At 66.2% G+C, this 23,931-nt stretch carries 23 protein-coding genes; 10 read left to right on the top strand and 13 right to left on the bottom strand.

Annotated elements, in window-relative coordinates:
* The 8 genes from eno to BTJ49_RS07255 form a co-directional block, all read right to left on the bottom strand.
* Entirely contained in the window at window positions 1–1,302 is a 1,302-nt protein-coding gene (eno, locus tag BTJ49_RS07290) for a phosphopyruvate hydratase (protein ID WP_113064727.1), read from the bottom strand.
* 9 nt (window positions 1,303–1,311) lie between these two features.
* On the bottom strand, window positions 1,312–1,689 hold the full coding sequence (locus BTJ49_RS07285; RefSeq protein ID WP_113064726.1) for a hypothetical protein: 378 nt from the start codon (window positions 1,687–1,689) through the stop codon (window positions 1,312–1,314).
* Window positions 1,690–1,736: 47 nt separating this feature from the next.
* Window positions 1,737–2,567 (bottom strand): 3-deoxy-8-phosphooctulonate synthase, encoded by an 831-nt coding sequence (gene kdsA, locus BTJ49_RS07280; RefSeq protein ID WP_113064725.1) that lies wholly within the window; start codon window positions 2,565–2,567, stop codon window positions 1,737–1,739.
* Window positions 2,564–4,240, bottom strand: a complete 1,677-nt coding sequence (locus BTJ49_RS07275) for a CTP synthase (protein WP_113065086.1) — start codon at window positions 4,238–4,240, stop codon at window positions 2,564–2,566. Before BTJ49_RS07275 ends, kdsA begins: the two co-directional genes overlap by 4 nt.
* A 158-nt stretch (window positions 4,241–4,398) precedes the next feature.
* The gene (locus BTJ49_RS07270) at window positions 4,399–5,373 is read right to left on the bottom strand and encodes a c-type cytochrome (protein WP_240601767.1); all 975 of its coding nucleotides are present in this window, start codon (window positions 5,371–5,373) and stop codon (window positions 4,399–4,401) included.
* On the bottom strand, window positions 5,370–6,053 hold the full coding sequence (locus tag BTJ49_RS07265; protein ID WP_113064724.1) for a c-type cytochrome: 684 nt from the start codon (window positions 6,051–6,053) through the stop codon (window positions 5,370–5,372). Before BTJ49_RS07265 ends, BTJ49_RS07270 begins: the two co-directional genes overlap by 4 nt.
* An 18-nt stretch (window positions 6,054–6,071) precedes the next feature.
* Window positions 6,072–7,076 carry a substrate-binding domain-containing protein gene (locus BTJ49_RS07260; protein ID WP_113064723.1) on the bottom strand — a complete coding sequence of 335 codons (1,005 nt, stop codon included), beginning with the start codon at window positions 7,074–7,076 and terminating at the stop codon, window positions 6,072–6,074.
* 28 nt (window positions 7,077–7,104) lie between these two features.
* Window positions 7,105–7,668, bottom strand: a complete 564-nt coding sequence (locus BTJ49_RS07255; RefSeq protein WP_240601766.1) for a DsrE family protein — start codon at window positions 7,666–7,668, stop codon at window positions 7,105–7,107.
* 97 nt (window positions 7,669–7,765) lie between these two features.
* Between BTJ49_RS07255 and BTJ49_RS07250 the strand changes: the two genes are divergently transcribed.
* Window positions 7,766–8,662 carry a LysR family transcriptional regulator gene (locus tag BTJ49_RS07250; RefSeq protein WP_113064721.1) on the top strand — a complete coding sequence of 299 codons (897 nt, stop codon included), beginning with the start codon at window positions 7,766–7,768 and terminating at the stop codon, window positions 8,660–8,662.
* A gap of 59 nt (window positions 8,663–8,721) precedes the next feature.
* Window positions 8,722–10,521, top strand: coding sequence for an aminopeptidase P family protein (locus BTJ49_RS07245; RefSeq protein WP_113064720.1), 1,800 nt, complete (start codon window positions 8,722–8,724; stop codon window positions 10,519–10,521).
* Between the two features lie 117 nt (window positions 10,522–10,638).
* On the opposite strand, the gene BTJ49_RS15475 is transcribed toward BTJ49_RS07245, so the two are convergent.
* Window positions 10,639–11,154: a hypothetical protein gene (locus BTJ49_RS15475; RefSeq protein WP_146742293.1), complete on the bottom strand. Its 516-nt coding sequence runs from the start codon at window positions 11,152–11,154 to the stop codon at window positions 10,639–10,641.
* A gap of 215 nt (window positions 11,155–11,369) precedes the next feature.
* Here BTJ49_RS15475 and parE point away from each other — a divergent pair, with 215 nt between their 5' ends.
* From parE to BTJ49_RS07220, 4 genes are all read left to right on the top strand, one after another.
* Window positions 11,370–13,259 (top strand): DNA topoisomerase IV subunit B, encoded by a 1,890-nt coding sequence (gene parE / locus BTJ49_RS07235; RefSeq protein WP_113065084.1) that lies wholly within the window; start codon window positions 11,370–11,372, stop codon window positions 13,257–13,259.
* Between the two features lie 116 nt (window positions 13,260–13,375).
* Window positions 13,376–13,939, top strand: a complete 564-nt coding sequence (locus BTJ49_RS07230) for a sigma-70 family RNA polymerase sigma factor (RefSeq protein WP_113064718.1) — start codon at window positions 13,376–13,378, stop codon at window positions 13,937–13,939.
* Window positions 13,936–14,703, top strand: a complete 768-nt coding sequence (locus BTJ49_RS07225; RefSeq protein ID WP_113064717.1) for an anti-sigma factor — start codon at window positions 13,936–13,938, stop codon at window positions 14,701–14,703. Before BTJ49_RS07230 ends, BTJ49_RS07225 begins: the two co-directional genes overlap by 4 nt.
* A 207-nt stretch (window positions 14,704–14,910) precedes the next feature.
* Window positions 14,911–15,435: a 3-hydroxyanthranilate 3,4-dioxygenase gene (locus BTJ49_RS07220; protein WP_113065083.1), complete on the top strand. Its 525-nt coding sequence runs from the start codon at window positions 14,911–14,913 to the stop codon at window positions 15,433–15,435.
* A 101-nt stretch (window positions 15,436–15,536) separates the two neighbouring features.
* Here the strand turns inward: BTJ49_RS07220 and BTJ49_RS07215 are convergent, their stop codons facing one another.
* A complete protein-coding gene (locus BTJ49_RS07215) occupies window positions 15,537–16,142 on the bottom strand; it encodes an ATP-dependent Clp protease proteolytic subunit (RefSeq protein WP_113064716.1) in 606 nt (201 codons plus the stop codon).
* A gap of 125 nt (window positions 16,143–16,267) precedes the next feature.
* Window positions 16,268–18,139 (bottom strand): molecular chaperone HtpG, encoded by a 1,872-nt coding sequence (gene htpG / locus BTJ49_RS07210; protein WP_113064715.1) that lies wholly within the window; start codon window positions 18,137–18,139, stop codon window positions 16,268–16,270.
* Between the two features lie 122 nt (window positions 18,140–18,261).
* Here htpG and gluQRS point away from each other — a divergent pair, with 122 nt between their 5' ends.
* The 4 genes from gluQRS (at window position 18,262) to BTJ49_RS07190 (ending at window position 21,640) form a co-directional block, all read left to right on the top strand.
* Window positions 18,262–19,134, top strand: a complete 873-nt coding sequence (gene gluQRS, locus BTJ49_RS07205; RefSeq protein ID WP_113064714.1) for a tRNA glutamyl-Q(34) synthetase GluQRS — start codon at window positions 18,262–18,264, stop codon at window positions 19,132–19,134.
* Window positions 19,135–19,218: 84 nt separating this feature from the next.
* On the top strand, window positions 19,219–19,701 hold the full coding sequence (gene phaR / locus BTJ49_RS07200) for a polyhydroxyalkanoate synthesis repressor PhaR (RefSeq protein WP_113064713.1): 483 nt from the start codon (window positions 19,219–19,221) through the stop codon (window positions 19,699–19,701).
* 76 nt (window positions 19,702–19,777) lie between these two features.
* A complete protein-coding gene (locus BTJ49_RS07195) occupies window positions 19,778–21,184 on the top strand; it encodes an NAD(P)/FAD-dependent oxidoreductase (RefSeq protein ID WP_113064712.1) in 1,407 nt (468 codons plus the stop codon).
* Window positions 21,185–21,262: 78 nt separating this feature from the next.
* Entirely contained in the window at window positions 21,263–21,640 is a 378-nt protein-coding gene (locus tag BTJ49_RS07190; RefSeq protein WP_240601765.1) for a DUF3293 domain-containing protein, read from the top strand.
* Window positions 21,641–21,780: 140 nt separating this feature from the next.
* On the opposite strand, the gene BTJ49_RS07185 is transcribed toward BTJ49_RS07190, so the two are convergent.
* The gene (locus tag BTJ49_RS07185) at window positions 21,781–22,800 is read right to left on the bottom strand and encodes a zinc-binding alcohol dehydrogenase family protein (protein ID WP_113064710.1); all 1,020 of its coding nucleotides are present in this window, start codon (window positions 22,798–22,800) and stop codon (window positions 21,781–21,783) included.
* A complete protein-coding gene (locus tag BTJ49_RS07180) occupies window positions 22,797–23,930 on the bottom strand; it encodes an alkene reductase (RefSeq protein WP_206098381.1) in 1,134 nt (377 codons plus the stop codon). Before BTJ49_RS07180 ends, BTJ49_RS07185 begins: the two co-directional genes overlap by 4 nt.
* Window position 23,931 lies beyond the last annotated feature (1 nt).

Below are 23,931 nucleotides of genomic sequence, written 5' to 3'. Positions count from 1 at the left end.
TCATGCGTCCGGGAAGGACGACAGGTTCGGGAACGCGTCGCGTCCGGCGTAGCGCGCGGCATCGCCCAGCTGCTCCTCGATCCGCAGTAGCTGATTGTACTTCGCGACGCGATCGCTGCGCGACAGCGAGCCGGTCTTGATCTGCGTGGCCGTCGTCGCCACCGCGATGTCGGCGATGGTGGTGTCCTCAGTCTCGCCGGAGCGGTGCGAAATCACCGCTGCGTACTTGGCCGCATCAGCCATGGCAATGGTCTCCAGCGTCTCGCTGAGCGTGCCGATCTGGTTGACCTTGATCAGGATGGCGTTGGCGATACCGTCGTCGATGCCCTTGCGGAAGATCTTCGGGTTGGTGACGAAGTTGTCGTCGCCGACCAGCTGAATGCGGCTGCCCAGACGCTCGGTCAGCGCCTTCCAACCGGCGTTGTCCTGCTCGGCCATGCCGTCCTCGATGGTGAGGATCGGGTACTTGTCGCACCAGCCCGCCAGCACGTCGATGAAGCCGGCCGAATCGTAGGCCTTGCCTTCGCCAGCCAGGTCGTACTTGCCGTCCTTGTAGAACTCGGAGGACGCCGCGTCCAGCCCCAGCCAGATATCGCCGCCGGCGTTGTAGCCGGCCTTGCCGATGGCTTCGAGGATGGTCTCGATGGCTTCCTCGTTGGAGCGCAGGTCCGGCGCGAAGCCGCCCTCGTCGCCCACCGTGGTGTGCAATCCGCGTCCCTTCAGCACGCTCTTCAGCGCATGAAAGATCTCGGCGCCGGCGCGCAGCGCCTCGCTGAAGCTGGGCAGCCCGACCGGCATGACCATGAATTCCTGCACATCGACATTGTTGTCGGCGTGTGCGCCGCCGTTGATGATGTTCATCATCGGCACGGGCAGCTCCACCGAACGACCGCCGGCCAGGTACTGCCACAGTGGCACGCGGCGCGAAGCGGCCACGGCATGCGCGGCCGCCATGGACACACCGAGCAGCGCATTGGCGCCCAGCTTGCCCTTGTTCTCGGTGCCGTCGAGCGCGATCAGCTTGTCATCCAGACTCTTCTGGTCCGCCGCATCGAACCCCTTCAGCGCGTCGACGATCACCTTGTTGACGTTGTCGACCGCCTTGGTCACGCCCTTGCCCAGATAGCGACCCTTGTCGCCGTCGCGCAACTCGACCGCCTCGCGCGTGCCGGTGGAGGCACCCGAAGGCACCGCGGCGCGCCCCATGCTGCCGTCGGCCAGGGTGACGTCGGCTTCGAGAGTGGGATTGCCGCGCGAATCGAGAATCTGGCGGGCGTGGATGCGTTGGATGATTGTGCTCATGGTTTCCTGTCAGCTTGCGGTCAGACCAATGATGAGGAGAAGAAGAATCAACAGAACCACCGCCGCGTTCAGGCACAGACCAATGATGCCGAACGTGCGGCGGCGGGATTTCTGTACGACGGCGGCCACGCCCAGCCCCAGGCCGACCAGACTGATCAGGCCGGTCAGTATGACCAGCAGTCCGAGCATGACGGTCTGCGGCGCATGCTCGTCGGGGGCAACGCCGCCGTTGTGGACGTTGATGGCCACGGCAAGAAGGAACACGCCGAACATCATCACCAGCGTGACCAGGCCGATCACGAACGAAGCGATACCCAGCCCCGAATGCTTGCGCGGGGCATCTGGCGGCGAGGTCGAAACGGGCTGGATGGCGATGCTTTCGTTCATGTGGCTCTCCCCCCTGTCATGTACCGATGTCCGCTCCGGCCGATGCGTCAGTGCTGTTCGAGGAACCCGCGCTGCTTGACCACGGCATCGAGCTCCATCAACGTCTCGAGCAAGGCCTTCATACGGTCCAGCGGCCAGGCATTCGGGCCGTCGCTGAGCGCCTTGTCCGGGTCCGGATGCGTTTCCGCAAACAGGCCGGCCACGCCGGTCGCCACGGCCGCGCGCGCCAGCACCGGCACGAACTCGCGCTGTCCGCCCGAACTCGCGCCCTGCCCGCCCGGCAACTGCACCGAGTGGGTGGCGTCGAACACGACCGGGCACTGCGTCTCGCGCATCACCGCGAGGCTGCGCATGTCCGAGACCAGGTTGTTGTAGCCGAAGCTCACGCCGCGCTCGCAGACCATGATCTGTTCGTTGCCAACGGCGCGCGCCTTCTCGACCACGTGCTTCATGTCCCACGGCGCCAGGAACTGGCCCTTCTTGATGTTCACCGGCTTGCCGGCGGAGGCGACCTTCTGGATGAAATCGGTCTGCCGGCACAGGAACGCGGGCGTCTGCAGCACGTCGACCACGGCCGCGACCTCGTCGAACGGCGTGTATTCGTGCACGTCGGTCAGCACCGGCACCTCGACCTGGCGCTTGACCTCACCGAGGATACGCAGGCCCTCTTCCATGCCCAGGCCGCGGAAGCTGGTTCCGGATGAGCGGTTGGCCTTGTCGAAGCTGGACTTGAAGATGAACGGCATACCCAGCGCACTGGTGATCTCCTTGAGCGTGCCAGCGGTGTCGACCTGCAGCTGCTCGGATTCGACCACGCACGGCCCGGCGATCAGGAACAGCGGCCGGTCCAGACCCGCCTCGAAATGACACAACTTCATGCCGAGGCCTCCTGTGCGTCGGCCAGTTGCTGACCGGTGCGCACGGCGTGAAATTCGCGCGCGGCGCGCACGAAGCCGATGAACAGCGGATGCCCGTCGCGCGGCGTGGACGTAAATTCCGGATGCGCCTGGCAGGCCAGGAACCACGGATGCGTCTGCGGCGGCAGTTCGACCAGCTCGACCAGCAGATCGTCCATGGATTTGCCCGACACCACCATGCCGAGGTCCTCGAACTGCTGGCGGTAGCGGTTGTTGAATTCGTAGCGATGGCGATGACGCTCGCGCACCACGTCGCGACCGTAGAGATTGTGCGCCAGCGTGCCCGGCTTCAGACGGGCCTCCTGCGCGCCCAGGCGCATGGTGCCGCCCAGATCGGACTGCTCGCTGCGCGTCTCGACCTCGCCGCTGGCCGTGGTCCACTCGGTCACCAGGGCGATCACCGGGTCCTTGGCGTGACGGTCGTTCTCGCTGGAGTCGGCGCCTTCGATGCCGGCCACATGACGGGCGAAGTCGACCACCGCCGCATGCATGCCATAACAGATGCCGAAGTACGGCACCTTGTGCTCGCGCGCGTATTGCGCCGCCTGCACCTTGCCCTCGAAGCCGCGCTTGCCGAAACCGCCCGGGACCAGCACGGCGTCAACGTCGCCCAGCACCGCGGCGGCGCCTTCGGCCTCGATCTGCTCGGAATCGAGCCACTTCAGATGCACGGCGGTGTTCTGCTTGATGCCGCCGTGACGCAACGCCTCGCCCAGCGACTTGTAGGCGTCCTTGTGCTCGACGTACTTGCCGACGATGGCGACTGTGACTTCATCGTGCGGATGCTCGACGGCTTCGACCGTGGCCTCCCACTCGGACAGGTCGGCCGGCTTGGCCTCCAGTCCCAGCTGACGCACGACAATGTCGTCCAGACCCTGCTTGTGCAGCCAGGACGGCAACTTGTAGATCACGTCCAGATCGACCGCGCTGATGACGGCCTTCTCCGGCACATTGGTGAACAGCGCGATCTTGCGGCGCTCGCCGTCCGGCAGCGGCTGCTCGCAGCGGCACACCAGAATGTCCGGCTGGATGCCGATCGAACGCAGTTCCTTGACCGAATGCTGCGTCGGCTTGGTCTTGATCTCGCCCGCGGCCTTGATGAACGGCACCAGCGTCAGGTGCATGAACAGGCACTTCTCGGGACCGTGCTCGATGCGCAGCTGACGGATGGCCTCCAGGAACGGCAGCGACTCGATGTCGCCGACCGTGCCGCCGATCTCGACCAGGGCGACATCGTGACCGCGCGTGGCCTCGTAGACCGAGTGCTTGATCTGGTCGGTGATGTGCGGAATCACCTGCACGGTCGCGCCCAGGTAGTCGCCGCGGCGCTCCTTGCGGATCACGCTCTCGTAGATCTTGCCGGTGGTGATGGAATTGCGGCCGGTCAGGCGCGTGCGCACGAAACGTTCGTAGTGGCCCAGATCCAGATCGGTCTCGGCGCCGTCGTCGGTGACGTACACCTCGCCATGCTGGAAGGGACTCATGGTGCCCGGATCCACATTGATGTAGGGATCGAGCTTCATCATGGTGACGTTGAGGCCACGCGCCTCGAGGATGGCCGCCAGCGACGACGCCGCGATGCCCTTGCCAAGCGAGGACACCACACCGCCAGTAACGAAGATCAGAGGGGTCATGAACGACGGCTCGTGCTGGTAAAAGGCCATTCTACAGAGTCGTCCGCGATGCTGCGAGTCCAGACGGGCCCGAAGTTCAGCACCGGGATAGGACGCGCACGCGAAATCGGCGGAAATCCGGCCTCCGCCGTTCGCGTGCCGCCCGATGACCGCGCCGGTCAGCGCGGGGAACCGGACCCGAGCAAATGACCGTTCACCACCGTGCCGTACAGCGACATCTTGCTGTGATGGAACTTCTTGCGCGTCTCGGCCACGCTGCCGGTGAAACGCGGGTCCTGCGGCCGTTCGTGCGCGTTCATGAACAGGGCCACGTCCCAGGCGTCCTGATCGCTGAGCATGCCGCCGCGCCCAAGGGGCATGTTGGCCTTGATGAAGGCAGCGGCGTTGTCGAGCTTGTGCATGCCCGCGCCCCAGTTGAACGAGTGCGGCCCCCAGAGCGGCGGGAATACATAGCGGCCCGCCGTCTTCTGGCCCAGCCCGTCCTTGCCGTGACACAGTGCGCAATTGGTTTCGAACACGTGCTGGCCGCGCGCATAGTCCGGCGGCTGCGGCGGCTTGAAGCCCTTCTTCGGGTAGCCCCGGCCGGCCAGCGCCACACCGGTCGGCGCCCCCTTGGACATCCAGTAGACGTAGCTTTCCAATGCCACGATGACCGGGCTGTCGGGCGGCGGCGCCTTGCCGTTCATGCTGTAGCGGAAGCAGCCCTGCAGGCGTTCGGCAAAGGTGTTCACATGCCCGTTCTTGCTGCGGTACGTCGGGTACATGCCCCAGGCCGCCCACATTGGCGCGGCATTGGCCAGGCGACCGGCGTCCAGGTGACAGTTGCTGCACCTCAGCCCGTTGCCGACGTAGGCCTTGGCATGAGTCTGGGTGTCCATGAAGATCGCCCGGCCCTCGCGCACCATCTCGCCGAACGGCGTGTCCGGAATGGCGTCGATCGGCGGTGGTGTGAAGGTCTTGGCGACTGCCTGCTTCGGAGCGGCGGTCGACGTCGTCGCCGCCTTCGCCGGCACGGCGGCCGTGGACGACGCTGCGCTCGTCGACGCCGAAGGCTGCGAAGACCCGGAACAGGCGGCCAGCGCAAGGGCGAAGGCGGGTGCCCAGGCATGCATCGAATGCATCATCCGATTCATGGCGTCTCTCCCCTGGCGTTGATTGGCTGCGCAGCGAACCAGGCGGCCACGTGCCGCATGTCCTGCTCGCTCAGCTTCGAGGTCACGTGCTGCATCAGCTGCAGCGGATCATTCTTGCGCGTGCCCTGCTTCCAGGCCTTGAGCTGGGCGACGAGGTAGTTCGCCGGTTGGCCCGCCAGCGGAGGAAAACTGACGCCCACACCGACACCGTGCGGACCGTGACACTGCACGCAAGCCGGCACCTTCTCGCTCCAGCGGCCCCACTGCGCCAGCTGCGCGCCCGGATCGTCGTCGGCCACCGGCTTGGCATCGCGATGCTGCGCGGAAGCCGGCACCGGCATGGCGCTGTAATACGCGGCCATCGCCTCGCGCTCGGCAACGCTGAGCGCCTTGGCGTTGGGCTGCATGACCGGATTGGCCCGCGAGCCACTGGCGAAGGCATCGAGCTGCTTGAGCAGATACGCCTTGTTCAACCCAGCCAGCCGCGGATAGCCCGCAGCATCCTGCCCGCCGCCGTGCGCGCCGTGGCAGGCCGAGCACGGCGCCGCACCGCGCCCATTGCCGATCTGAGCGATGCGCGCCGCGTCGGGTGTGGCGGCATGGGCCGCCGCCACGCCGGCAAGGATGGTCAGCGCAGTCGCGATCTTCGCGAAACGGCGCCGTTGCGTTCGTATCGACATGTCCACTCCCCTTGCGCGTCAGCGCGCACCCTCATCGTAGGCCTTGAAGCCGTAACGCTTGAAGATGCCCAGCGCCTGTGACGAATGGATGAAGGCCAGCCACTGACGGGCCGCCTCGGCGTGCGGCGCGCCGTGCACCACGGCACCGGCATAGATCGCCGTGACATTGTGCGCGTCGGGAATGTCCACGTGCGTGATCGGGTGACCGACCATTTCCTGGAAGCGGGCTTCGGACTGCCAGGTCACGCCGCCCTGCACGCGTCCCTGCATCATCCACAACGGTGTCTGCCGATGATGGATATGCGTCAGCTCGGTGCTGCCGGCTTTCACCTTGTCCGTGTAGACGGCTTTCAGCAGCGCCGGCCCGCCCGCTTTCACCAGCGCTTTCTCGATGCGCTTGCCAATGCCTTCGAAGGCCGGATTGGGCATGGCCAGCTTGATGTCGGCACGCGCCAGATCGGCGAGGCTGCGGATATGCGCCGGGTTGCCTTTCGGCACCATGATGGTCAGGTCGTTGGTCACGAACGGCACGACCGGCGCGTCCAGCGCGCCGTCCCTCACCATTTTCTTCACACGCCCCAGCCCCGCCATGTACACGTCCGGCGGCGCGGTCCAGGTCATGTTGCCGACGGTGATCGTGCCGCCAGCCTGCATCTGCGTCTGCAGCAGTCCCGGAGGAATGGTCTCCCAGTACAGCCGCCCCTTGTACTGCGGATGCATGCGCTCGAAGGCGTGCACCAGCGGCGCCATGGCGAAGTAGTAGTTGCCGGCCACGTACAGCACCAGCCGCGCCGTGCCCGGGTTGCCGTGGAAATCGGCCAGATTGTCGACCTGCGGAATGGTGAACTCCAGGCCGCGCTGGATGCTGTCGTTGTTGCGCCCGTCCTGCCAGGGCGGGAACACGCCCAGCGGCATGGTCTGCTGCGCGGTCTGTGCTGCGGCAGTCGCCGGCGCGATGCCTGCGGCCGCCGCGAAAACGGCCAGCACCAGCGTCACGGCGCGTCGTGCGATACGCGATGTCATGGTTGCGGTCTCCTGACGAAGGCGTCGCTCAGAGCGGGCTCAGCGCGTAACCCTGCTGCTGCAGGACGGTGGTCGTGGTCAGTCCGGACAGCGCCAGCGTGACATGCTTGGACACCCAGCCGTACTGGAAGTGATGCTCGGCCACAGCCTGCGCGCACACCGACACGTCGACGCCGGCCTTGCGCAGCTCCTCGATCAGCTTGAGGTTGGGATTGTCGACGCCGAACTTGGCGCGGTAATGCGCGTTGTCCAGCACCAGCGGCGTGGCCGCGCCACTCGCGACCGCGACGAACTTCAGATGGTCGAGCGGCACACCGGCCGCCACGTAGAGGTTCACGGCACGCGCCACATGATCGAGCGAACCGTTGACCTGATCGGGCGACTTCGCGCCCTTGGTCAGCGCGAACACAATCTTGTACGTCGCTTTCGGATCCGGCTGATAGGCCGCATCGGCCAGGTAGTGGATCTTGCCGTAGCCCTGGATCGTCGGGGTCTTCCAGAAGCTGTTGCTGGCGGCGGATGCCTGCAGCGGCAGCGCGATCACGGCGAACAACAGCATCGTCGCGACATGGATAAGACGGTCTCTACGCACGGCACACCTCCTCGTGGAATCAATGTGCCTTCGATCATCACGCAGATGAAGCAATGCATCCAATGCAAATAAAGCAAGATATGTATAGATTATTGTTATGAATCTTCATCATCTGTCGATCTTCCACGCGATTGCCGAAACCGGCAGCATCAGCGCAGCCGCACGCCGTCTGCATATCTCGCAGCCCGCACTCTCGCGCGAACTGAAGACCTTCGAAGAGCGCTTGAACGTGCCCCTGTTCGAACGGGTCCCGCGCGGCATGCGGCTGACGCAGGCCGGCCGGGTACTGCATGAGCACGCTACGCGCCTGTTCGCCATCGAGCACGCGGCCGAGGCCGCCATTCGCGAAATCGCCGAGGCGCGCAGCGGACGGCTCACGCTCGGCGCCAGCAACACCATCGGCACCTACGTGCTGCCCAGGATCCTGGCCGGCATGCGCACGCAGCACCCGGACATCGACATCACGCTGTTCGTCGGCAACACCGAGCAGGTCTCGCGCGGCGTGGTGGATCTGCGCTTCATGCTGGGCTTCATCGAAGGTCCGCTGCATCTGGAAGGACTGTCCGCAATCACGTTCGAGGAAGACGAACTGGTGCCGGTCGTCGCCAAGAACGACCCCCTGCTCGCACGTCGTCGCCCGACCATCGAAGACATCGCCCGGCAGCCATTGCTGATGCGCGAGCGTGGTTCGGGCACGCGCGAAGTCATCACCACCCTGCTGCGCGAGCGCGGCATCAAGGAAAGTCCACGCATCATGGAATTCGGCAACACCGAAGCCCTGAAGCAGGCTGCGATCCACGGCGGCGGCGTGGCCTGGCTGCCGCGCATCTGCATGCACGCGGAACTGCGCGACGGTGTGCTGTGCGAACTGGGCCTGAAGTCGCTGCATATCCGTCGCCCGCTCAAGGTGCTGTACCGTTCGTCCACACAGGCCGCGCCGCTGCAGCGCGCGTTCCTGGAGCGCCTGCAGCCCGGCTTGGGTGCCCGCATCTGACCCGCCGCACGGGACCTCCGGCCCTGCCGACGACACAGTTCGGCTGCTAGCATTCGCGGATGAACACGCAGATTCCTTCCCGACTTTCCGCCCTCCGCGCCGCGCTGCGCGAGCACGATATCCAGGCTTGCCTGATCCCCAGCGCCGACCCGCACCTGTCCGAATACCTGCCCGAACACTGGCAGGCGCGGCAGTGGCTGTCCGGTTTCGACGGCTCGGCCGGCACCCTGATCGTGACCGGGGATTTCGCCGGTCTGTGGACCGATTCGCGCTACTTCGAACAGGCCGAACAGCAACTGGCCGGCACCAGCGTCGAGCTCATGCGCCTGCGCGTACCGCACACCGCCGAGCATGTGGACTGGCTGCTCGAACAACTCGGCGAAGGCCAGACGCTGGCCGTGGCCGGCGACAGCATCGCTCTGTCCAGCGCGCGCACCCTGCGCGAACGGTTGCGGAAGACCGGCGCGCGCCTGCGCACGGACCTCGACCTGCCCGGTGCCGTCTGGAAGGACCGTCCCGCGCTGCCGCACGCGCCGGTCCGCGCCCAGGCCGCCGCATGGTGCGACGGCGATCGCCGCGAACGTCTGCAGCGCGTGCGCGAGACGATGAAGCACGCGCAGGCCAGCCACCATCTGCTTTCCAGTCTCGACGACATCGCCTGGATCACCGGACTGCGCGGCCGCGACGTCGAATACAACCCGGTATTCCTGGCGCACCTGCTGATCGAACGCGAGCGCTGCACGTTGTTCGTGGACCCGGACAAGCTCGACGACACTCTGTGCACCGCGCTGCAGGAAGACGGCATCGTCGTGCGCGCCTATGCCGAGACCGCGGCAGCCATGGCCGCGCTGCCGAACGATGCCGGCGTCATGCTGGATCCCGCGCGCGTGGTTGTGGACATCGTCAACGGCCTGCCCGAACGCGCACGTCTGATCGAGCGCGCCAATCCCTCCACCGCATTCAAGGCGATCAAGAGCGACGCCGACATCGCGCACATCCGCACCACCATGCGCGAGGACGGCGCTGCGCTGGTCCAGGGCATGCGCGAAGTCGAACGCCGTCTGCAGGCCGGCGAAACGGTGAGCGAACTGGACGTGGCCGACATCCTGCGCGAAAAACGCGCCGCGCGCCCCGCGTTCGTCAGCGAGAGCTTCGGCACCATCGCCGGCTACATGGCCAACGGTGCGCTGCCGCACTACCACGCCACCGAAGAGCACCATGCAGAGCTCCGCGCGGACGGCCTGCTTCTGGTCGACTCCGGCGGCCAGTACGAGGGCGGCACCACCGACATCACACGTATGTGGGCCTTCGGCGAAACCTCGCCGGAGCAGCGCCGCGACTGCAGCCTGGTGCTGAAAGGCACCATCGCGCTGAGCCGCGCACGGTTTCCGTCCGGCGCCAGCGGCCCGCAGCTCGACGCCCTGGCGCGCGCGCCGATCTGGGCCGACGGCGGTGACTACGGACACGGCACCGGCCACGGCGTCGGCTACTTCCTCAACGTGCACGAAGGACCGCACGGTATCCGCCCGCCGGCACCGGGCGGCGCACTGGTTCCGCTGCAGCCGGGCATGATCACGTCGATCGAGCCCGGCCTGTACCGTCCGGGCCGCCACGGCGTGCGTCACGAGAACCTGGCCGTCGTGCGCACCTGGAAGGACACCGAGTTCGGCACCTTCCTGGAATTCGAAACGCTGACGCTGTGTCCCATCGATACCCGCGCCCTGGACCTCGCACTGCTCGACGAAAGCGAGCGCGCCTGGCTCAACGACTACCACGCCCGCGTCGCCGAGGCGCTATCGCCCCTGCTCGACGACCCCGCCGATCGCGCCTGGCTGGAGACGCGCTGCGCTGCGGTCTGACGCCGGAATCACCCATAAAGAACGCCCGGCGCAAGGCCGGGCGCAATCAAGCGGATGCATCTTCTGTGGATGCGCTGCATCGATGAGCCGGGGCGCAACCGGCGCGGAACGCATGGATCAGTGACCGCCGCCCGCCGCGGCGTCGCCATGCAGTCGCGCATCGGCGCTGGCACCGCCATGTACGGAACTACGGGCGGATGCATGCATACCGGCGTGAGCGGACCCCGTCCCGCCCTGCGCGGACATGCGGGCTTCACCCGTGGCGCTGGCACGCGGCACCGCGGACGTACTCACGGCACCGCCGGCACGATCCGCCGCATCAGCGCTGGCCTGTGCGGCATGCTCGGCATGCCGGCGCGCCTCGGCAGCCGTGGTATCGGCGCTAGCCTTGGCCTGCGCCGCGCGCTGCTTGGCCTGGCGGGTCTGCATCTGCGCACGCTGCATGGCATCGGCGGCGCGGGTCTGGGCCTGGACGCTCAGATGACCACTGGCCCGGGCCGCACTCTGCGTGAGGCCGCCGACCTGACCACCGACATGGGCCGCCGCGCCGCCGCCGACCGCCACCTGCGCGAAGACCGGGGCGGCCAGGAAACCGGCGCTGGCGATCAGGACACTGCCAAGTAGCTTGTTCATGATGAAACCTCCTGCTGGATGAAATTTCGGTGGCGGCGCCGATGCGTCGAACCACGGGCCGCACCGTAGGAAATCGCGCCTCAATCGCACCTAAACCGCGCCGCGTCCGATTCAGAAAGCAGACAGGAGGTCGAACTTGCCGCACACTTGACCGCATGCACGGCGCTGGCCATGCTGCACCGCCACCCACCGACCGGATCGAAGACCACCGCAACATGAGCAGTCGCTACAACGCCGCCGACATCGAAGTTCTCTCGGGCCTGGATCCGGTCAAGCGCCGGCCCGGTATGTACACCGACACCACGCGCCCGAACCATCTGGCGCAGGAAGTCATCGACAACTCCGTCGACGAGGCCCTGGCCGGCCACGCCAAGAATGTCGAGGTGACCGTCTACAAGGACGGCTCGGTGGAAGTGCGCGACGATGGCCGCGGCATGCCGGTGGACATCCATCCCGAGGAAGGCGTGCCCGGCATCGAGCTGATCCTCACGCGGCTGCATGCGGGCGGCAAGTTCTCGAACAAGAACTACGCCTTCTCCGGCGGTCTGCACGGCGTCGGCGTGTCGGTGGTGAACGCGCTCTCCACGCGCCTGGACGTCACCATCCGCCGCGACGGCAACGAGTACAAGATGGGCTTCGCCGACGGTGACCGCGCCTCCGAACTGGAAGTCGTCGGCAGCGTCGGCAAGCGCAACACCGGCACCACGCTGCGCTTCTGGCCGGACCCGAAATACTTTGATTCTTCAAAGATTTCCCTTTCGAAGCTCAAGCACCTTCTGCGCGCCAAAGCCGTGCTCTGTGCGGGCCTGAACGTCAAGCTCACCGACGAAGCCAGCGGCGAGACCGTCGAATGGCACTACGAGGACGGCCTGGCCGACTACCTCAAGAGCGAGATGGGCGGCATCGAGACCCTGCCCGCGGAACTGCTCGTGCAGCATGCCGAACGCGAGCAGGAAACCGTCGACACCGCATTTGCCTGGGTGCCCGAAGGCGAACTGGTGCAGGAGTCCTACGTCAATCTGATTCCGACCGCGCAGGGCGGCACCCACGTCAACGGCCTGCGCACCGGACTGACCAACGCCATGCGCGAGTTCTGCGATCTGCGCAACCTGCTGCCACGCGGCGTGAAACTGGCGCCGGAAGACGTCTGGGAACGCTTGTCGTTCGTGCTCAGCGTGAAGATGCGCGACCCGCAGTTTGCCGGCCAGACCAAGGAACGCCTGTCTTCGCGACCGGCCGCCTCGCTGGTCGAGAATGCCATCCACGACGCTTTCACGCTGTGGCTGAACCAGCATGTCGAGGACGGCGAGCGCATCGCGCAGCTGGCCATCGACCACGCCAGCGCGCGCCTGAAGGCCGCCAAGAAGGTCGTGCGCAAGAAGATCGTGCAAGGCCCCGCCCTGCCCGGCAAGCTGGCCGATTGCGCATCCAGCGACCTGACCCGCACCGAGTTGTTCCTGGTCGAGGGCGATTCCGCCGGCGGCAGCGCCAAGCAGGCGCGCGACAAGGACTACCAGGCCATCCTTCCGCTGCGCGGCAAGATCCTCAACACCTGGGAAGTCGAATCCACTGGCGTGCTGGCCTCGAATGAAGTCCACGATCTCGCCATCGCCATCGGCTGCGATCCGGGCAAGGACGATCTCGACGGTCTGCGCTACGGCAAGGTCATCATTCTCGCCGACGCCGATTCCGACGGCCTGCACATCGCCACCCTGCTGTCGGCGCTGTTTCTCAAGCACTTCCCGTCCCTGGTCCGTGAGGGTCACGTGTTCGTGGCCATGCCGCCGCTGTTCCGCGTCGACGTGGGCAAGCAGGTGTTCTACTGCCTGGACGAGGAAGAAAAACGCATCCTGCTCGAACGCATCGAGCGCGAGAAGATGAAAGGCCAGGTCTCGGTCACCCGCTTCAAGGGCCTCGGCGAGATGAACCCTTCGCAGTTGCGCGAATCGACCATCCATCCGGACACGCGCCGACTGGTGCAGCTGACCGTGGACGACAACGAAGGCACCGCGCAGATCATGGACATGCTGCTGGCGCGCAAGCGTTCAAGCGACCGCAAGGCCTGGCTGGAACAGAAAGGCGACCTCGCCTCGCTGGAAGTCTGAACGACGCATGCGAAGCGGCGTGTTGCGCCGCTTCAGCGCCGATGCCATGCTGACCCGGTGCCCGCGGCGCGCGGCACGTACGCCCACACATCACTTGCACGAAGCAGGATGACTGCATGGTCCAGAGTCCCGATGCCGCGCTCGACAGGGAGCAGCTCGCACAATGGCTGACATTGTCCGGCCGCGGTGACGAAAGCGCCTTCGCGAAACTCTACGAACACAGTTCGAGCAAGCTCTACGGCGTGTGCCTGCGCATGCTGCGCGACCGCGGCGAAGCCGAGGACACGCTGCAGGAGGTCTTCACCACGGTGTGGCGACGCGCCTCCAGCTTCGACGCCTCCAAGGCCAGCGCGATGACCTGGCTGATCACGCTCAGCCGCAACAAGTCCATCGACCGCCTGCGCAAGCGGCGCGAGGCGGTCGGCGACGACAGCATGATCGACGGTTTCGCCGACGACGCGCCCACGCCCCCATCGCACGCGCAGACCAGCCAGGACCATCAGCGTCTCGATCACTGCCTGGACGAACTCGAAGACAAACATCGCAGCGCGGTGCGTGAAGCTTTTTTCAGCGGCGCTACGTATAACGAATTGGCGGACCGGTGTTCGGTCCCCCTCGGCACCATGAAAAGCTGGATTCGCCGTAGCCTGATCAAACTGCGCACCTGCCTGGAACGATGACCACGACCACCGACACCAACGGACACGAGAAGCTTCGCGGCGCGGAATACGTGCTCGGCGTGCTCGACGCCGAACAGCGACGCGAGGTCGAACGGCAACTGCTGGACGACCCCGAACTGGCCGCCGCCGTCGAAGCCTGGCAGGAGCGGCTCGCGCCCCTGGCCGAGGAAATCGCCGCCACCCAGCCCGCCGCTTACGTGTGGCCGCGCATCCTGGCCGAACTCGGCCTGGGCGGCAGCGTGATGGCCCGCGGCGCGCCGGAACCGACCGCCAGCGGCGGCCTGTGGAACAACCTGCGCCTGTGGCACTGGATCGGTATCGGCGCCAGCACTGTCGCCGCCGCCTGCCTCGTGCTGCTGGTCACCCTGCCGCGCCCGACGCCCTCGCCGGCGCCCGTGCAGACCGCCTCGACGCCACCGCCGACCACCTTCATGGTCGCCAAGATCGAGCAGAACAACGGCATCGCCGGCTGGACCGCGACGATGGATGTCACCCATCACCGCATGATCCTGGTGCCGGCCACACCGCAGGCCATTGCTGACAATCGCTCGACCCAGCTGTGGCTGATTCCGCCAGGACACAAGCCGATCTCGGTAGGCGTGTTCACGCCGGACAAGACCAACAGCATGGACCTGCCGCTGACGCTCGTGAAGCAGCTGAGCGACAAGGCCCTGCTTGCAGTCTCGCTCGAACCCAAGGGCGGCTCGCCGACCGGCCAGCCGACCGGCCCCGTGATCGCCAAGGGCTCCATCGGCGGCGCCTGAGGCACCTCGCGATGCTCCGTCCGCACGAAAACGCCGGCTACTTCGCCGGCGTTTTCGTCTTCATGCATGTAGCAGGCGAGGCCCACGCGCAACAAGGTCGCGCCCGATTGCATCGACGTCGGCTGCACGGGATTCGTCCTCGACGGTCCAGACTTTGCAACACATCGTCTGGACGTTACCGTGGGCACCCGCAACGGAGTCCACACCATGGCCCTGACCCCGCCCTTCGACCTCAAGCAATGGATCGACGAACACCGGCACCTGCTGAAACCGCCCGTCGGCAACAAGTGCATCGTCGACGGCGATTTCATCGTCATGATCGTCGGCGGCCCGAACGCGCGCACCGACTACCACTACGACGAGGGTCCGGAATTCTTCTACCAGATCGAGGGCGAGATGGTGCTGAAGGTGCAGGACGACGGCGAAGCGCGCGACCTGCCGATCCGCGCCGGAGAGATGTTCTATCTGCCGCCGCGCGTGCCGCATTCACCGCAGCGCATGGCGGACTCCATCGGCCTGGTCATCGAGCGCAAGCGTCTGCCGCACGAGAAGGACGGCCTGCTGTGGTACTGCGAACAGTGCAACCACAAGCTCTACGAAGAGTATTTCATGCTCGAGAGCATCGAGAACGACTTCCCGCCGATCTTCGACCGCTTCTACGGTTCACGCGAAGCGCGCACCTGCGACGCCTGCGGCCATCTGAATCCGGCGCCGGCGAACTACGAAGACTGATCCATAGGCGGGTCCATCCAGCGCGCTTTCTCGCGCGGAAGGAACGAAAAACGGCGCGCGGCGGGAACATCCGCCGCGCGCCGTCGTCATGAAGCATTCGCTTATTCGATGCCGAGATCGGAATGGTGCCGGATCACCTTCGACACCACGCCGTACTCGATCGCCTGCTGCGGATCCATCCAGAAATCGCGCTCGACGTCGACCAGCACCTTGTCATAAGGCTGGCCGGTACTTTCGGCGATGACGCGCGCGATACGCTCGCGCGTGCGCAGGATTTCCTTGGCCTGGATCTCGATGTCCGAGGCCGGACCGCCCGCGCCGCCGCTGGGCTGGTGGATCATGAAGCGGGTGTTGGGCAGACACAGGCGGTTCTCTTTCTCCGCCGCCAGGAAGATATGGGTGCCGGCGCTGGCCACCCAGCCGCTGCCGATGGTGATGACCGGCGCGCGCACGAAGCGGATCATGTCGTGGATGACGTCGCCGGATTCGACGTGACCGCCGGGCGAGGACACCAGCATGCGGATCGGCTTGTCCGATTCCTCCGACATGGCCAGCAGGCGTTCGCACACGCGCTGGGCCTGGCGATGGTTGATCTCGCCGAACACCATCACGAAACGCGACTGGAACATCAGTTTGTCGACCTGCGCGTCGCGGCTGCCGCCCTTGTCGGCCTCGGCGTCGGACTTGTTCTGGATCTGATTCTGCATGGAGCAACCTCTGCGGATAATGGAATGCATCCTCGCACGATCGACGGGCGGCGTCCGCCCGATCCCGCACGATTCCTGCGCGGGGCGGACGGCGGTCGCCCCGCGCGCTCGGGAAAAACGGCGTGCTACGAGGCGATCAGTCGGTTCACGCGCTTGAGGAACGCCGCCGGATCGGCCAGCGGCGCGCCCGCCGCGACCTCGGCCTGCTCCAGCAACAGCAGCGCCAGATCGCCCGCCTGCGCATCGTCCTCGGTGCCCTGCAAGCGCTTCAGCAGCGCGTGCGCCGGGTTCACTTCCAGCACTGGCTTGTTGTCCGGCACGGGTTGACCGGCCTCACGCAGCAGACGCGCCAGATGCGGCGCCATCTCGTGATCGGCCAGCGCCAGGCACGACGGCGAATCGACCAGACGCGCCGAGACCTTCACGTCGCCGACACGGTCGCCCAGCAGCGTCTTGATGCGCTCCAGCAGCGGTTCGGCCTCCTTGCTGGCTTCTTCCTGCTTCTGCTTGTCGCTCTCGTCCAGCGGCAGTTCGCCCTTGGCGGCGTTGCGGATGCGCTTGCCCTTGTATTCGGTCAGCGAGTTCAGCATCCATTCGTCGATGCGGTCCGACAGCAGCAGTACCTCGATGCCCTTGGCCTTGAGCGCTTCCAGCTGCGGGCTTCCCGCAGCTGCAGCGTGGGTCTCGGCGCTGATGACCCAGATGTCCTCCTGCCCGGCCTGCATGCGGCCGATGTAGTCGTCCAGCGATACCGTCTGCGCCGCACCCTCGCCCGCCGTGGAGGCAAAACGCAGCAGACCGGCGATGCGTTCGCGGTTGTCCGGGTCCTCGACCACGCCTTCCTTCAGCGTGTTGCCGAACGCGCCCCAGAAGGTGGCGAACTTCTCGCCCTCGTCGCGCGCCAGCTTGTCCAGCAGATCCAGCACGCGCTTCACGCAGGCGCCGCGGATGCGGTCGACCTGGCGGTTCTGCTGCAGGATCTCGCGGCTGACATTGAGCGGCAGATCGTCCGAATCGACCACGCCACGCACGAAGCGCAGGTAGGCCGGAAGCAACTGCTCGGCGGCGTCCATCACGAACACACGCTTGATGTAGAGCTTCAGCCCCTTGCGCTCGTCGCGTCCGCCCATCATCAGATCGAACGGCACCTGCGACGGGACGTACAGCAGCGTGGTGAAGCTCTGCGTGCCCTCGACGCGGTTGTGGGTCCAGGCCAGCGGGTCGTTGAAGTCGTGGCCCATGCTCTTGTAGAAGTTGACGTATTCCTCGTCCTCGATCTCGTTCTTCGGCCGCGTCCACAGCGCCGAGGCGGCGTTGATCGTCTCCAGCTCGTCGGTCGGCTTGCCGTCCTCGTCCTTGGGCATGCGGATGGTGAAGGCCACGTGGTCGGAGTACTTGTGCACCAGCGAGCGCAGCTGCCAGGCCTTGAGGAACTCGTCCTCGTCGGCCTTCAGGTGCAGCGTCACGGTGGTGCCGTGCTCGGCCCGTTCCTCGCTCTCCAGCAGATACTCGCCCTTGCCGTCGCTCTCCCACTTCACACCGTCCGCGGCGTCCGCGCCGGCGTGACGGGTGTGCACGGTGACCTTGTCGGCGACCACGAAGGCCGCGTAGAAACCGACGCCGAACTGGCCGATCAGGCGTGCGTCGGCCTTCTGATCGCCGCTGAGGTTCTCCAGGAACTTGCGCGTGCCGGAACTGGCGATGGTGCCGATGTTGGCGATGACGTCCTCGCGCGTCATGCCGATGCCGTTGTCGCGCACGCTGATGGTGCGCGCCTCCGGATCCCACAGCACGTCGATATGCAGGTCGGCGTCCATGCCCTTCAGCGCGGCATCGGACAGCGCTTGGAAACGCAGTTTGTCGCAGGCGTCGGAGGCGTTGGAGATCAGCTCGCGCAGGAAGATCTCCTTGTGCGAGTACAGCGAGTGCGTGACCAGATGCAGCACCTGGGCGACTTCGGCTTCGAACTTGCGGGTCTCGGTGGCGTTCGCGTTCATGCGTATCAGGCTCCGGTGAAACGTGGAAAGTGGGCGCCGGGAACCCCCTCCCCGGCTGACATGAACGCTGCAATCGGGGCGGCGACGCGCACTTTCAAGTCCCGCACTGGCATCATCGGCGCATGACATACCGTGGACGCTTCGCCCCCTCGCCAACGGGCGATCTGCATGCCGGCTCGCTGGTCGCGGCGCTGGGAAGCTGGCTGCGCGCCCGCCAGAGCGATGGACGCTGGCTGTTGCGCGTGGACGACCTCGACGCACCTCGCGTCGTGCCCGGCTCGGCACCATCGATCCTGTCTGCCCTGCATGACTACGGACTGCAGGCCGACGAACCTGTGCTGTATCAGTCGCAACGCGAAACCGCCTATCTGCAGGCTTTCGAGCACCTGCAGCAGCATGGGGAGGTTTTCGCCTGCTGGTGCAGTCGCAGCGACCTGAGCGCCGTCGATGGGCTGCATCACGACGGCCACTGCATCACGCCGCCGCAGGACGACCGCCCGCCGGCCTGGCGCATTCGTGTGCCGGACCGGACATTCGCCTTCGAGGACCTCGTGCAGGGTTCCCAGCGACAGAATCTGCGCGAGAGCGTGGGCGACTTCGTGCTGCGCCGCGCCGACGGCTGCTGGTCCTATCACCTGGCGTGCGTGGTGGACGATGCGCACCAGGGCGTCACCGAGGTCGTGCGCGGATGCGATCTGCTCGACTCGACGCCGCGCCAGATCTTCCTGCAGCAGCAACTCGACCTGCCGACTCCGAGCTACCTGCATCTGCCACTGGCTCTGCGCGAGGACGCCGGAAAACTCTCCAAGAGCACGCGCGACCTGCCGCTCGACCGCACCGACCCGCTCCCGACCCTGCGCCACGCGCTGACTTTTCTCGGTCAGCCCGAACCATCCGGTGGCGACCTCCGAACGCTGTTACAGAACGCGCTCGCAGCCTTCGACCCACGACGCATCCCGCACCGCCACAGCGCTCCCTGGCCCGGGACATCCTGAAGCGCAGAAACAGCTTCTGCATGGCATTCGCGCAGCAAACCGTAGCGACTGGTGCAGCGCAATATGTTCTGTTAGCTTCGCCGCATGGCCGAGACCACGCGCACCATCAAGAAGTACCCCAACCGGCGTCTCTACGACACCGAAATCTCCAGCTACATCACGCTGGAAGAGGTGCGCCAGTTGGTTCTGGACGGCGAATCGTTCGAGGTTCGCGACGCCAAGTCCGGCAAGGACCTGACCCGCTCCGTCCTGCTGCAGATCATCGCCGAACACGAGGAACACGGACAGCCGATGCTGTCCACGCCGCTGCTGACCCGCATCATCGGCTTCTACGGCGACGACCTGCAGGGGTTCATGGGACCGTATCTGGAACGCAGCCTGCAGATCTTCATCGACCAGCAGCAGCAGTTTCGCGCGCAACTGGACTCGGCGCTCGACGAAGCATCCGGCGCGACGCTTCAGGATCTGATCGATCGCAACATCGAGCTGTGCCGATTGATGCAGGACGGCCTGCGCGAAGCGGCCGCGCCGGACGCCGCCAAGCCCACTTCCCAACGCTCGCGCTGAACCGCGACGCGCACGGGGATTGCAAAACGCGCGCCGCTTGCCGACAGTCACGGACTGACCCGCACGGAATTCGCGCATGCATCGCTCCCCGATCACCATTGTCGGCGCCGGTTTGGTCGGCGCGCTGCTGGCAACGCTGCTCAGCCGAAGTGGCCGCGAAATACGTTTGATCGAGAAGCGTCCCGACCCGCGCCAGGCGGGGTTCCTCGGTGGGCGCTCGATCAACCTCGCACTGGCCGAACGCGGCCTCAATGCCCTGCGCGCGGCGGGCCTGGAAGTCGCGGTCATGAAGCAGGCGGTCATGATGCGTGGACGCATGATCCATGACCACGATGGACACACCAACCTGCAACGTTACGGCGTGGATGACAGCGAGGTGATCTGGTCGGTGTCGCGTGGCGGACTGAACATGCTGCTGCTGGATGCAGCCGAACGCGCCGGAGCCGAGCTGCATTTCGATCAGGCATTGGTCGACGCGGACTTCGCGCTCGGCGAACTCGAGCTGCGGCATACCGACGGCACGCACCGCCGTATCGGTGCCCCCATCACCATCGGCGCGGACGGCGCCGGTTCGGCGGTACGCGCAGCGATGTCACGGGTGGAAGCGCTCGGCGAGCGCACCGACATGCTCGGTCACGGCTACAAGGAACTGGAAATCCCGCCGCCGGCACAATTCCCCGATGGGCAGCGTCCCGAAGCCATCGATGCGGAAGGTCGATTCGCGATCGAACCCCACGCCCTGCACATCTGGCCGCGCGGCGGCTACATGTGCATCGCCCTGCCCAACGACGAAGGCAGCTTCACCGTCACACTGTTCCTGCCCAACGAGGGCGCCGCGCCCAGTTTCGCCACGGTGACCGACGCCGACGCAGCCGAAGCCCTGTTCCGTGAACAGTTCCCCGACGCACTGCCGCTGATTCCGGCGCTGCGCGCGGACTTCGACGCCAATCCGGTCGGCACGCTGGGCACACTGTATCTGGACCGCTGGCATCTGGGCGGCAAGGCGCTGCTGATCGGCGACGCCTCGCACGCCATCGTGCCGTTCCACGGTCAGGGCATGAACGCCGGATTCGAGGATGCGGCCGCATTGGCGCCGATGCTCGCCGATGCGGAAGATGCCGATGTCGAAGCGGTGTTCGCAGCTTTTCAGGCGCAGCGCAAGCCCGACACCGACGCCATCGCCGCGATGGCGCTGGAAAACTACATCGAGATGCGCGACTCGGTCGCCGACCCGCACTACCTGCTGCAACGCGCGCTGGGCCAGCAGCTCGCCGCGCGCGCGCCGACGCACTTCATGCCGCGCTACCGCATGGTCACGTTCACCCACCTGCCTTACGCCTACGCGTTCGAGCGCGGCCGCGCCCAGCGCGCGCTGCTGGATCAATTGCTGGGCGCGCGCACGTCTCTCGACGGCCTCGATCTCGATGCCGCCGAGCGTACCCTGCGCGCCACGCTGCCGCCGCTTCCGGCGCTGCGTGGCTGAAAGGCCATGCCGTCCTCCCATCCCTTGAATGAAATCTTCCGGCGCACGAGTTATCGCGTGCGGCTCGGGGAGGGTGGCGTGGCCGTGATCCGAGTCGACAACCCCCTGCCACAGGCGCTGTTGAACATGCTGCCAGAGCCAGACACGGCATGGGGCTTCGTGACGGCGTGCAACCCGCACGGCCGGACTCGGCCGCGCGAGAGTAATCGCCGGGCCATGCGCCAGTTGCGCGATGCGCTGCGCAAAGAGGCGCCCGACGCCACACTCCGCGCCGCCTGTGGCGCACTCGGCAGCTGGCGCGAACCGAGTTTGTTCGTGATCGGTGCAGACTTCGCCCTTCTCGACTCCCTGATGCAGCGTTTCAATCAACTCGCCATCGTGCGCGGTCGCGGCGCGGCGTGTGCTGAACTGCATTGGGCGCAATGGGTTCAGCACACCGTCGACGAGCGGCCCTGAGAGAAGAACGCGACACGCTCTCGCGTCGCGTTCGTCTCACATCATGCCTTCCCGCGATCGATGATCGGCCCTGACATGCATGGCACTCGCCAGCAATCATCCTGCGATGCACCGCGAACGGCGCATTCGACCGCTCCGACCTAACCGCCGAACCCTTCCAGCACGATCTTGCCCATCGCCCTGCCGCTCTCGATCAATGCGTGCGCACGGCGCAGATTCCGGGCGTTGATCTCGCCGAAGTGTTCGCCGAGCGTGGTGCGCAGCTGACCGCTTTCGATCAGTTCGGATACCGCGTTCAGCAGATGGTGCTGTTCGATCATGTCCGGCGTTTCGAAAAGCGACCGGGCGAACATCATTTCCCAATGCAGCGATGCCGATTTGGTCTTGAGCGGCATGGCATCGAGATGTTCCGGGTCGTCGATCAACGCGAGCTGGCCCTGCGCCGCCAGCGCCTTCACCAGCTCCGGATAGTGCGCATCGGTGTGCGTGAGACTCGCGATCCGACCGACGCTCGCGACACCGATGCGTGCCAGCTCCTCGGACAGCGGACGCCCGTGATCGATCACGTCATGGGCGCCCAGTTCGGCCACCCACTGGCGCGTCTGTGCACGCGAGGCCGTACCGATCACGCGCAGGCGCGTCAGCGTGCGCGCCAGCTGCACCAGGATCGAACCGACACCGCCGGCCGCGCCCACGATCAGCAACGACTGTCCTTCGCCGCCGTCGCGCGCCACGCCAAGGCGATCGAACAGCAGCTCCCAGGCGGTGATCGCCGTCAGCGGAAGCGCGGCCGCCTCGGCAAAACCCAGCGTTTTCGGCATCCGGCCGACGATGCGTTCATCGACGGCATGCAGCTCGCTGTTGCCACCGGGACGCGCGATCGAACCCGCGTACCAGACCTTGTCACCCGGCTTGAACAGGGACACGTCGGACCCGGTCTCGCGCACCACGCCGGCCACATCCCAGCCCAGGACCCTGGCGTCCTGCCCTTCGCCGGGCGCGCTCTTGGCGCGCACTTTGACGTCGACCGGATTGACCGACACGGCATGCACCTCGACCAACAGGTCGCGAGCCCCCGGCTCGGGCGCGGGAAGCTCCAGATCGATCAGGGCGTCCGCGTGATCGATCGGAAGCGGTTGACGGTAACCAATGGCTTTCATGCTGAAATCTCCTCGGCCTGCTCTGTGCCGGCCCTTTGCAGGAATGGGTAATCGGTGTATCCACGGGCATCGCCGCCAAACAGCGAGCCCGGATCGAAATCCGCCAAAGGAAGTCCTTCGGCCAGGCGCCGCGGGAGGTCGGGATTGGCGACGAACGGACGCCCGAACGCCACCAGGTCGGCATACCCGCTGCGAAGAATCGCTTCGGCGCGGCCGCGGTCGTACTTTCCAGCAACGATGATCGCGCCGCCGAAACGGGCGCGGACCGCCTTCCGGAACGCCTCCGTGAACTGCGGCGCGTCGTCCCAGTCGGCCTCGACCAGATGCAGATAAGCCAGTCCGCGCGCCTGCAGATGATCGGCCGCCTCCAGCAGCGTCGGCAGGATGTCCGGACAGGCCATGCCGCGCGCCGTCAGGAACGGGGCAAGGCGGATGCCGACGCGCGATGCGTCGACCGCATCGACCACCGCGTCGACGACCTCGCGCAGGAAACGCAGACGACCGCTTCGCGAACCGCCATACTCATCCTGCCGTCGATTCGAGGACGTGCGCAGGAACTGGTCGATCAGGTAACCGTTGGCGCCGTGGATCTCCACCCCGTCGAAGCCCGCCTCGATAGCGCGGCGCGCGCCGGCGGCAAAGTCGTTTACGATGGATGCGATCTCCTCGCGAGTCAGCGCGCGCGGAACGGGGCACGCCACCATGCCGCCTTCGCCGGTCGCCGGATCGACCTTCCAGATGCTCCCTTCGAACGGCACCGCCGACGGTGCGACCGGCAGCGCGCCGTCGTGGAAATCAGGATGCGACATCCGACCCACATGCCACAGCTGCAGAAAGATGCGTCCGCCTGCGGCATGCACGGCATCCGTGACACCGCGCCAACCGTCCACCTGAACCGGGCTGTGAATGCCCGGCGTGAACGAATAGCCCTTGCCTTGCGGCGAGATCTGCGTGGCCTCGCTGACGATCAGTCCCGCGCTGGCGCGCTGCGCGTAGTACGTCGCGTTCAGTGCGTTGGGCACATCACCGGGTTGCGTACTGCGCGCGCGCGTCATCGGCGCCATGACGATGCGGTTCGGCATCGACACGCTTCCGAGCGAAAAGGGTTCAAACAGGGGCGAATCGGACATG

Origin of the sequence: Oleiagrimonas sp. MCCC 1A03011 (genome assembly GCF_003267965.1) — a bacterium.
Classification (GTDB): domain Bacteria; phylum Pseudomonadota; class Gammaproteobacteria; order Xanthomonadales; family Rhodanobacteraceae; genus Oleiagrimonas; species Oleiagrimonas citrea.
The sequence above is the reverse complement of the archived record's forward strand: the minus strand, read 5'-3'. Positions and strand labels throughout refer to the sequence as shown.

What these genes read in the sequence shown, in the direction of transcription:
- eno (WP_113064727.1), bottom strand. Translation starts at nt 1,302, where the DNA reads ATGAGCACAATCATCCAACGCATCCACGCCCGCCAGATTCTCGATTCG.
- BTJ49_RS07285 (WP_113064726.1), bottom strand. Translation starts at nt 1,689, where the DNA reads ATGAACGAAAGCATCGCCATCCAGCCCGTTTCGACCTCGCCGCCAGAT.
- kdsA (WP_113064725.1), bottom strand. Translation starts at nt 2,567, where the DNA reads ATGAAGTTGTGTCATTTCGAGGCGGGTCTGGACCGGCCGCTGTTCCTG.
- BTJ49_RS07275 (WP_113065086.1), bottom strand. Translation starts at nt 4,240, where the DNA reads ATGACCCCTCTGATCTTCGTTACTGGCGGTGTGGTGTCCTCGCTTGGC.
- BTJ49_RS07270 (WP_240601767.1), bottom strand. Translation starts at nt 5,373, where the DNA reads ATGAATCGGATGATGCATTCGATGCATGCCTGGGCACCCGCCTTCGCC.
- BTJ49_RS07265 (WP_113064724.1), bottom strand. Translation starts at nt 6,053, where the DNA reads ATGTCGATACGAACGCAACGGCGCCGTTTCGCGAAGATCGCGACTGCG.
- BTJ49_RS07260 (WP_113064723.1), bottom strand. Translation starts at nt 7,076, where the DNA reads ATGACATCGCGTATCGCACGACGCGCCGTGACGCTGGTGCTGGCCGTT.
- BTJ49_RS07250 (WP_113064721.1), top strand. Translation starts at nt 7,766, where the DNA reads ATGAATCTTCATCATCTGTCGATCTTCCACGCGATTGCCGAAACCGGC.
- BTJ49_RS07245 (WP_113064720.1), top strand. Translation starts at nt 8,722, where the DNA reads ATGAACACGCAGATTCCTTCCCGACTTTCCGCCCTCCGCGCCGCGCTG.
- BTJ49_RS15475 (WP_146742293.1), bottom strand. Translation starts at nt 11,154, where the DNA reads ATGAACAAGCTACTTGGCAGTGTCCTGATCGCCAGCGCCGGTTTCCTG.
- parE (WP_113065084.1), top strand. Translation starts at nt 11,370, where the DNA reads ATGAGCAGTCGCTACAACGCCGCCGACATCGAAGTTCTCTCGGGCCTG.
- BTJ49_RS07230 (WP_113064718.1), top strand. Translation starts at nt 13,376, where the DNA reads ATGGTCCAGAGTCCCGATGCCGCGCTCGACAGGGAGCAGCTCGCACAA.
- BTJ49_RS07225 (WP_113064717.1), top strand. Translation starts at nt 13,936, where the DNA reads ATGACCACGACCACCGACACCAACGGACACGAGAAGCTTCGCGGCGCG.
- BTJ49_RS07220 (WP_113065083.1), top strand. Translation starts at nt 14,911, where the DNA reads ATGGCCCTGACCCCGCCCTTCGACCTCAAGCAATGGATCGACGAACAC.
- BTJ49_RS07215 (WP_113064716.1), bottom strand. Translation starts at nt 16,142, where the DNA reads ATGCAGAATCAGATCCAGAACAAGTCCGACGCCGAGGCCGACAAGGGC.
- htpG (WP_113064715.1), bottom strand. Translation starts at nt 18,139, where the DNA reads ATGAACGCGAACGCCACCGAGACCCGCAAGTTCGAAGCCGAAGTCGCC.
- gluQRS (WP_113064714.1), top strand. Translation starts at nt 18,262, where the DNA reads ATGACATACCGTGGACGCTTCGCCCCCTCGCCAACGGGCGATCTGCAT.
- phaR (WP_113064713.1), top strand. Translation starts at nt 19,219, where the DNA reads ATGGCCGAGACCACGCGCACCATCAAGAAGTACCCCAACCGGCGTCTC.
- BTJ49_RS07195 (WP_113064712.1), top strand. Translation starts at nt 19,778, where the DNA reads ATGCATCGCTCCCCGATCACCATTGTCGGCGCCGGTTTGGTCGGCGCG.
- BTJ49_RS07185 (WP_113064710.1), bottom strand. Translation starts at nt 22,800, where the DNA reads ATGAAAGCCATTGGTTACCGTCAACCGCTTCCGATCGATCACGCGGAC.
- BTJ49_RS07180 (WP_206098381.1), bottom strand. Translation starts at nt 23,930, where the DNA reads ATGTCCGATTCGCCCCTGTTTGAACCCTTTTCGCTCGGAAGCGTGTCG.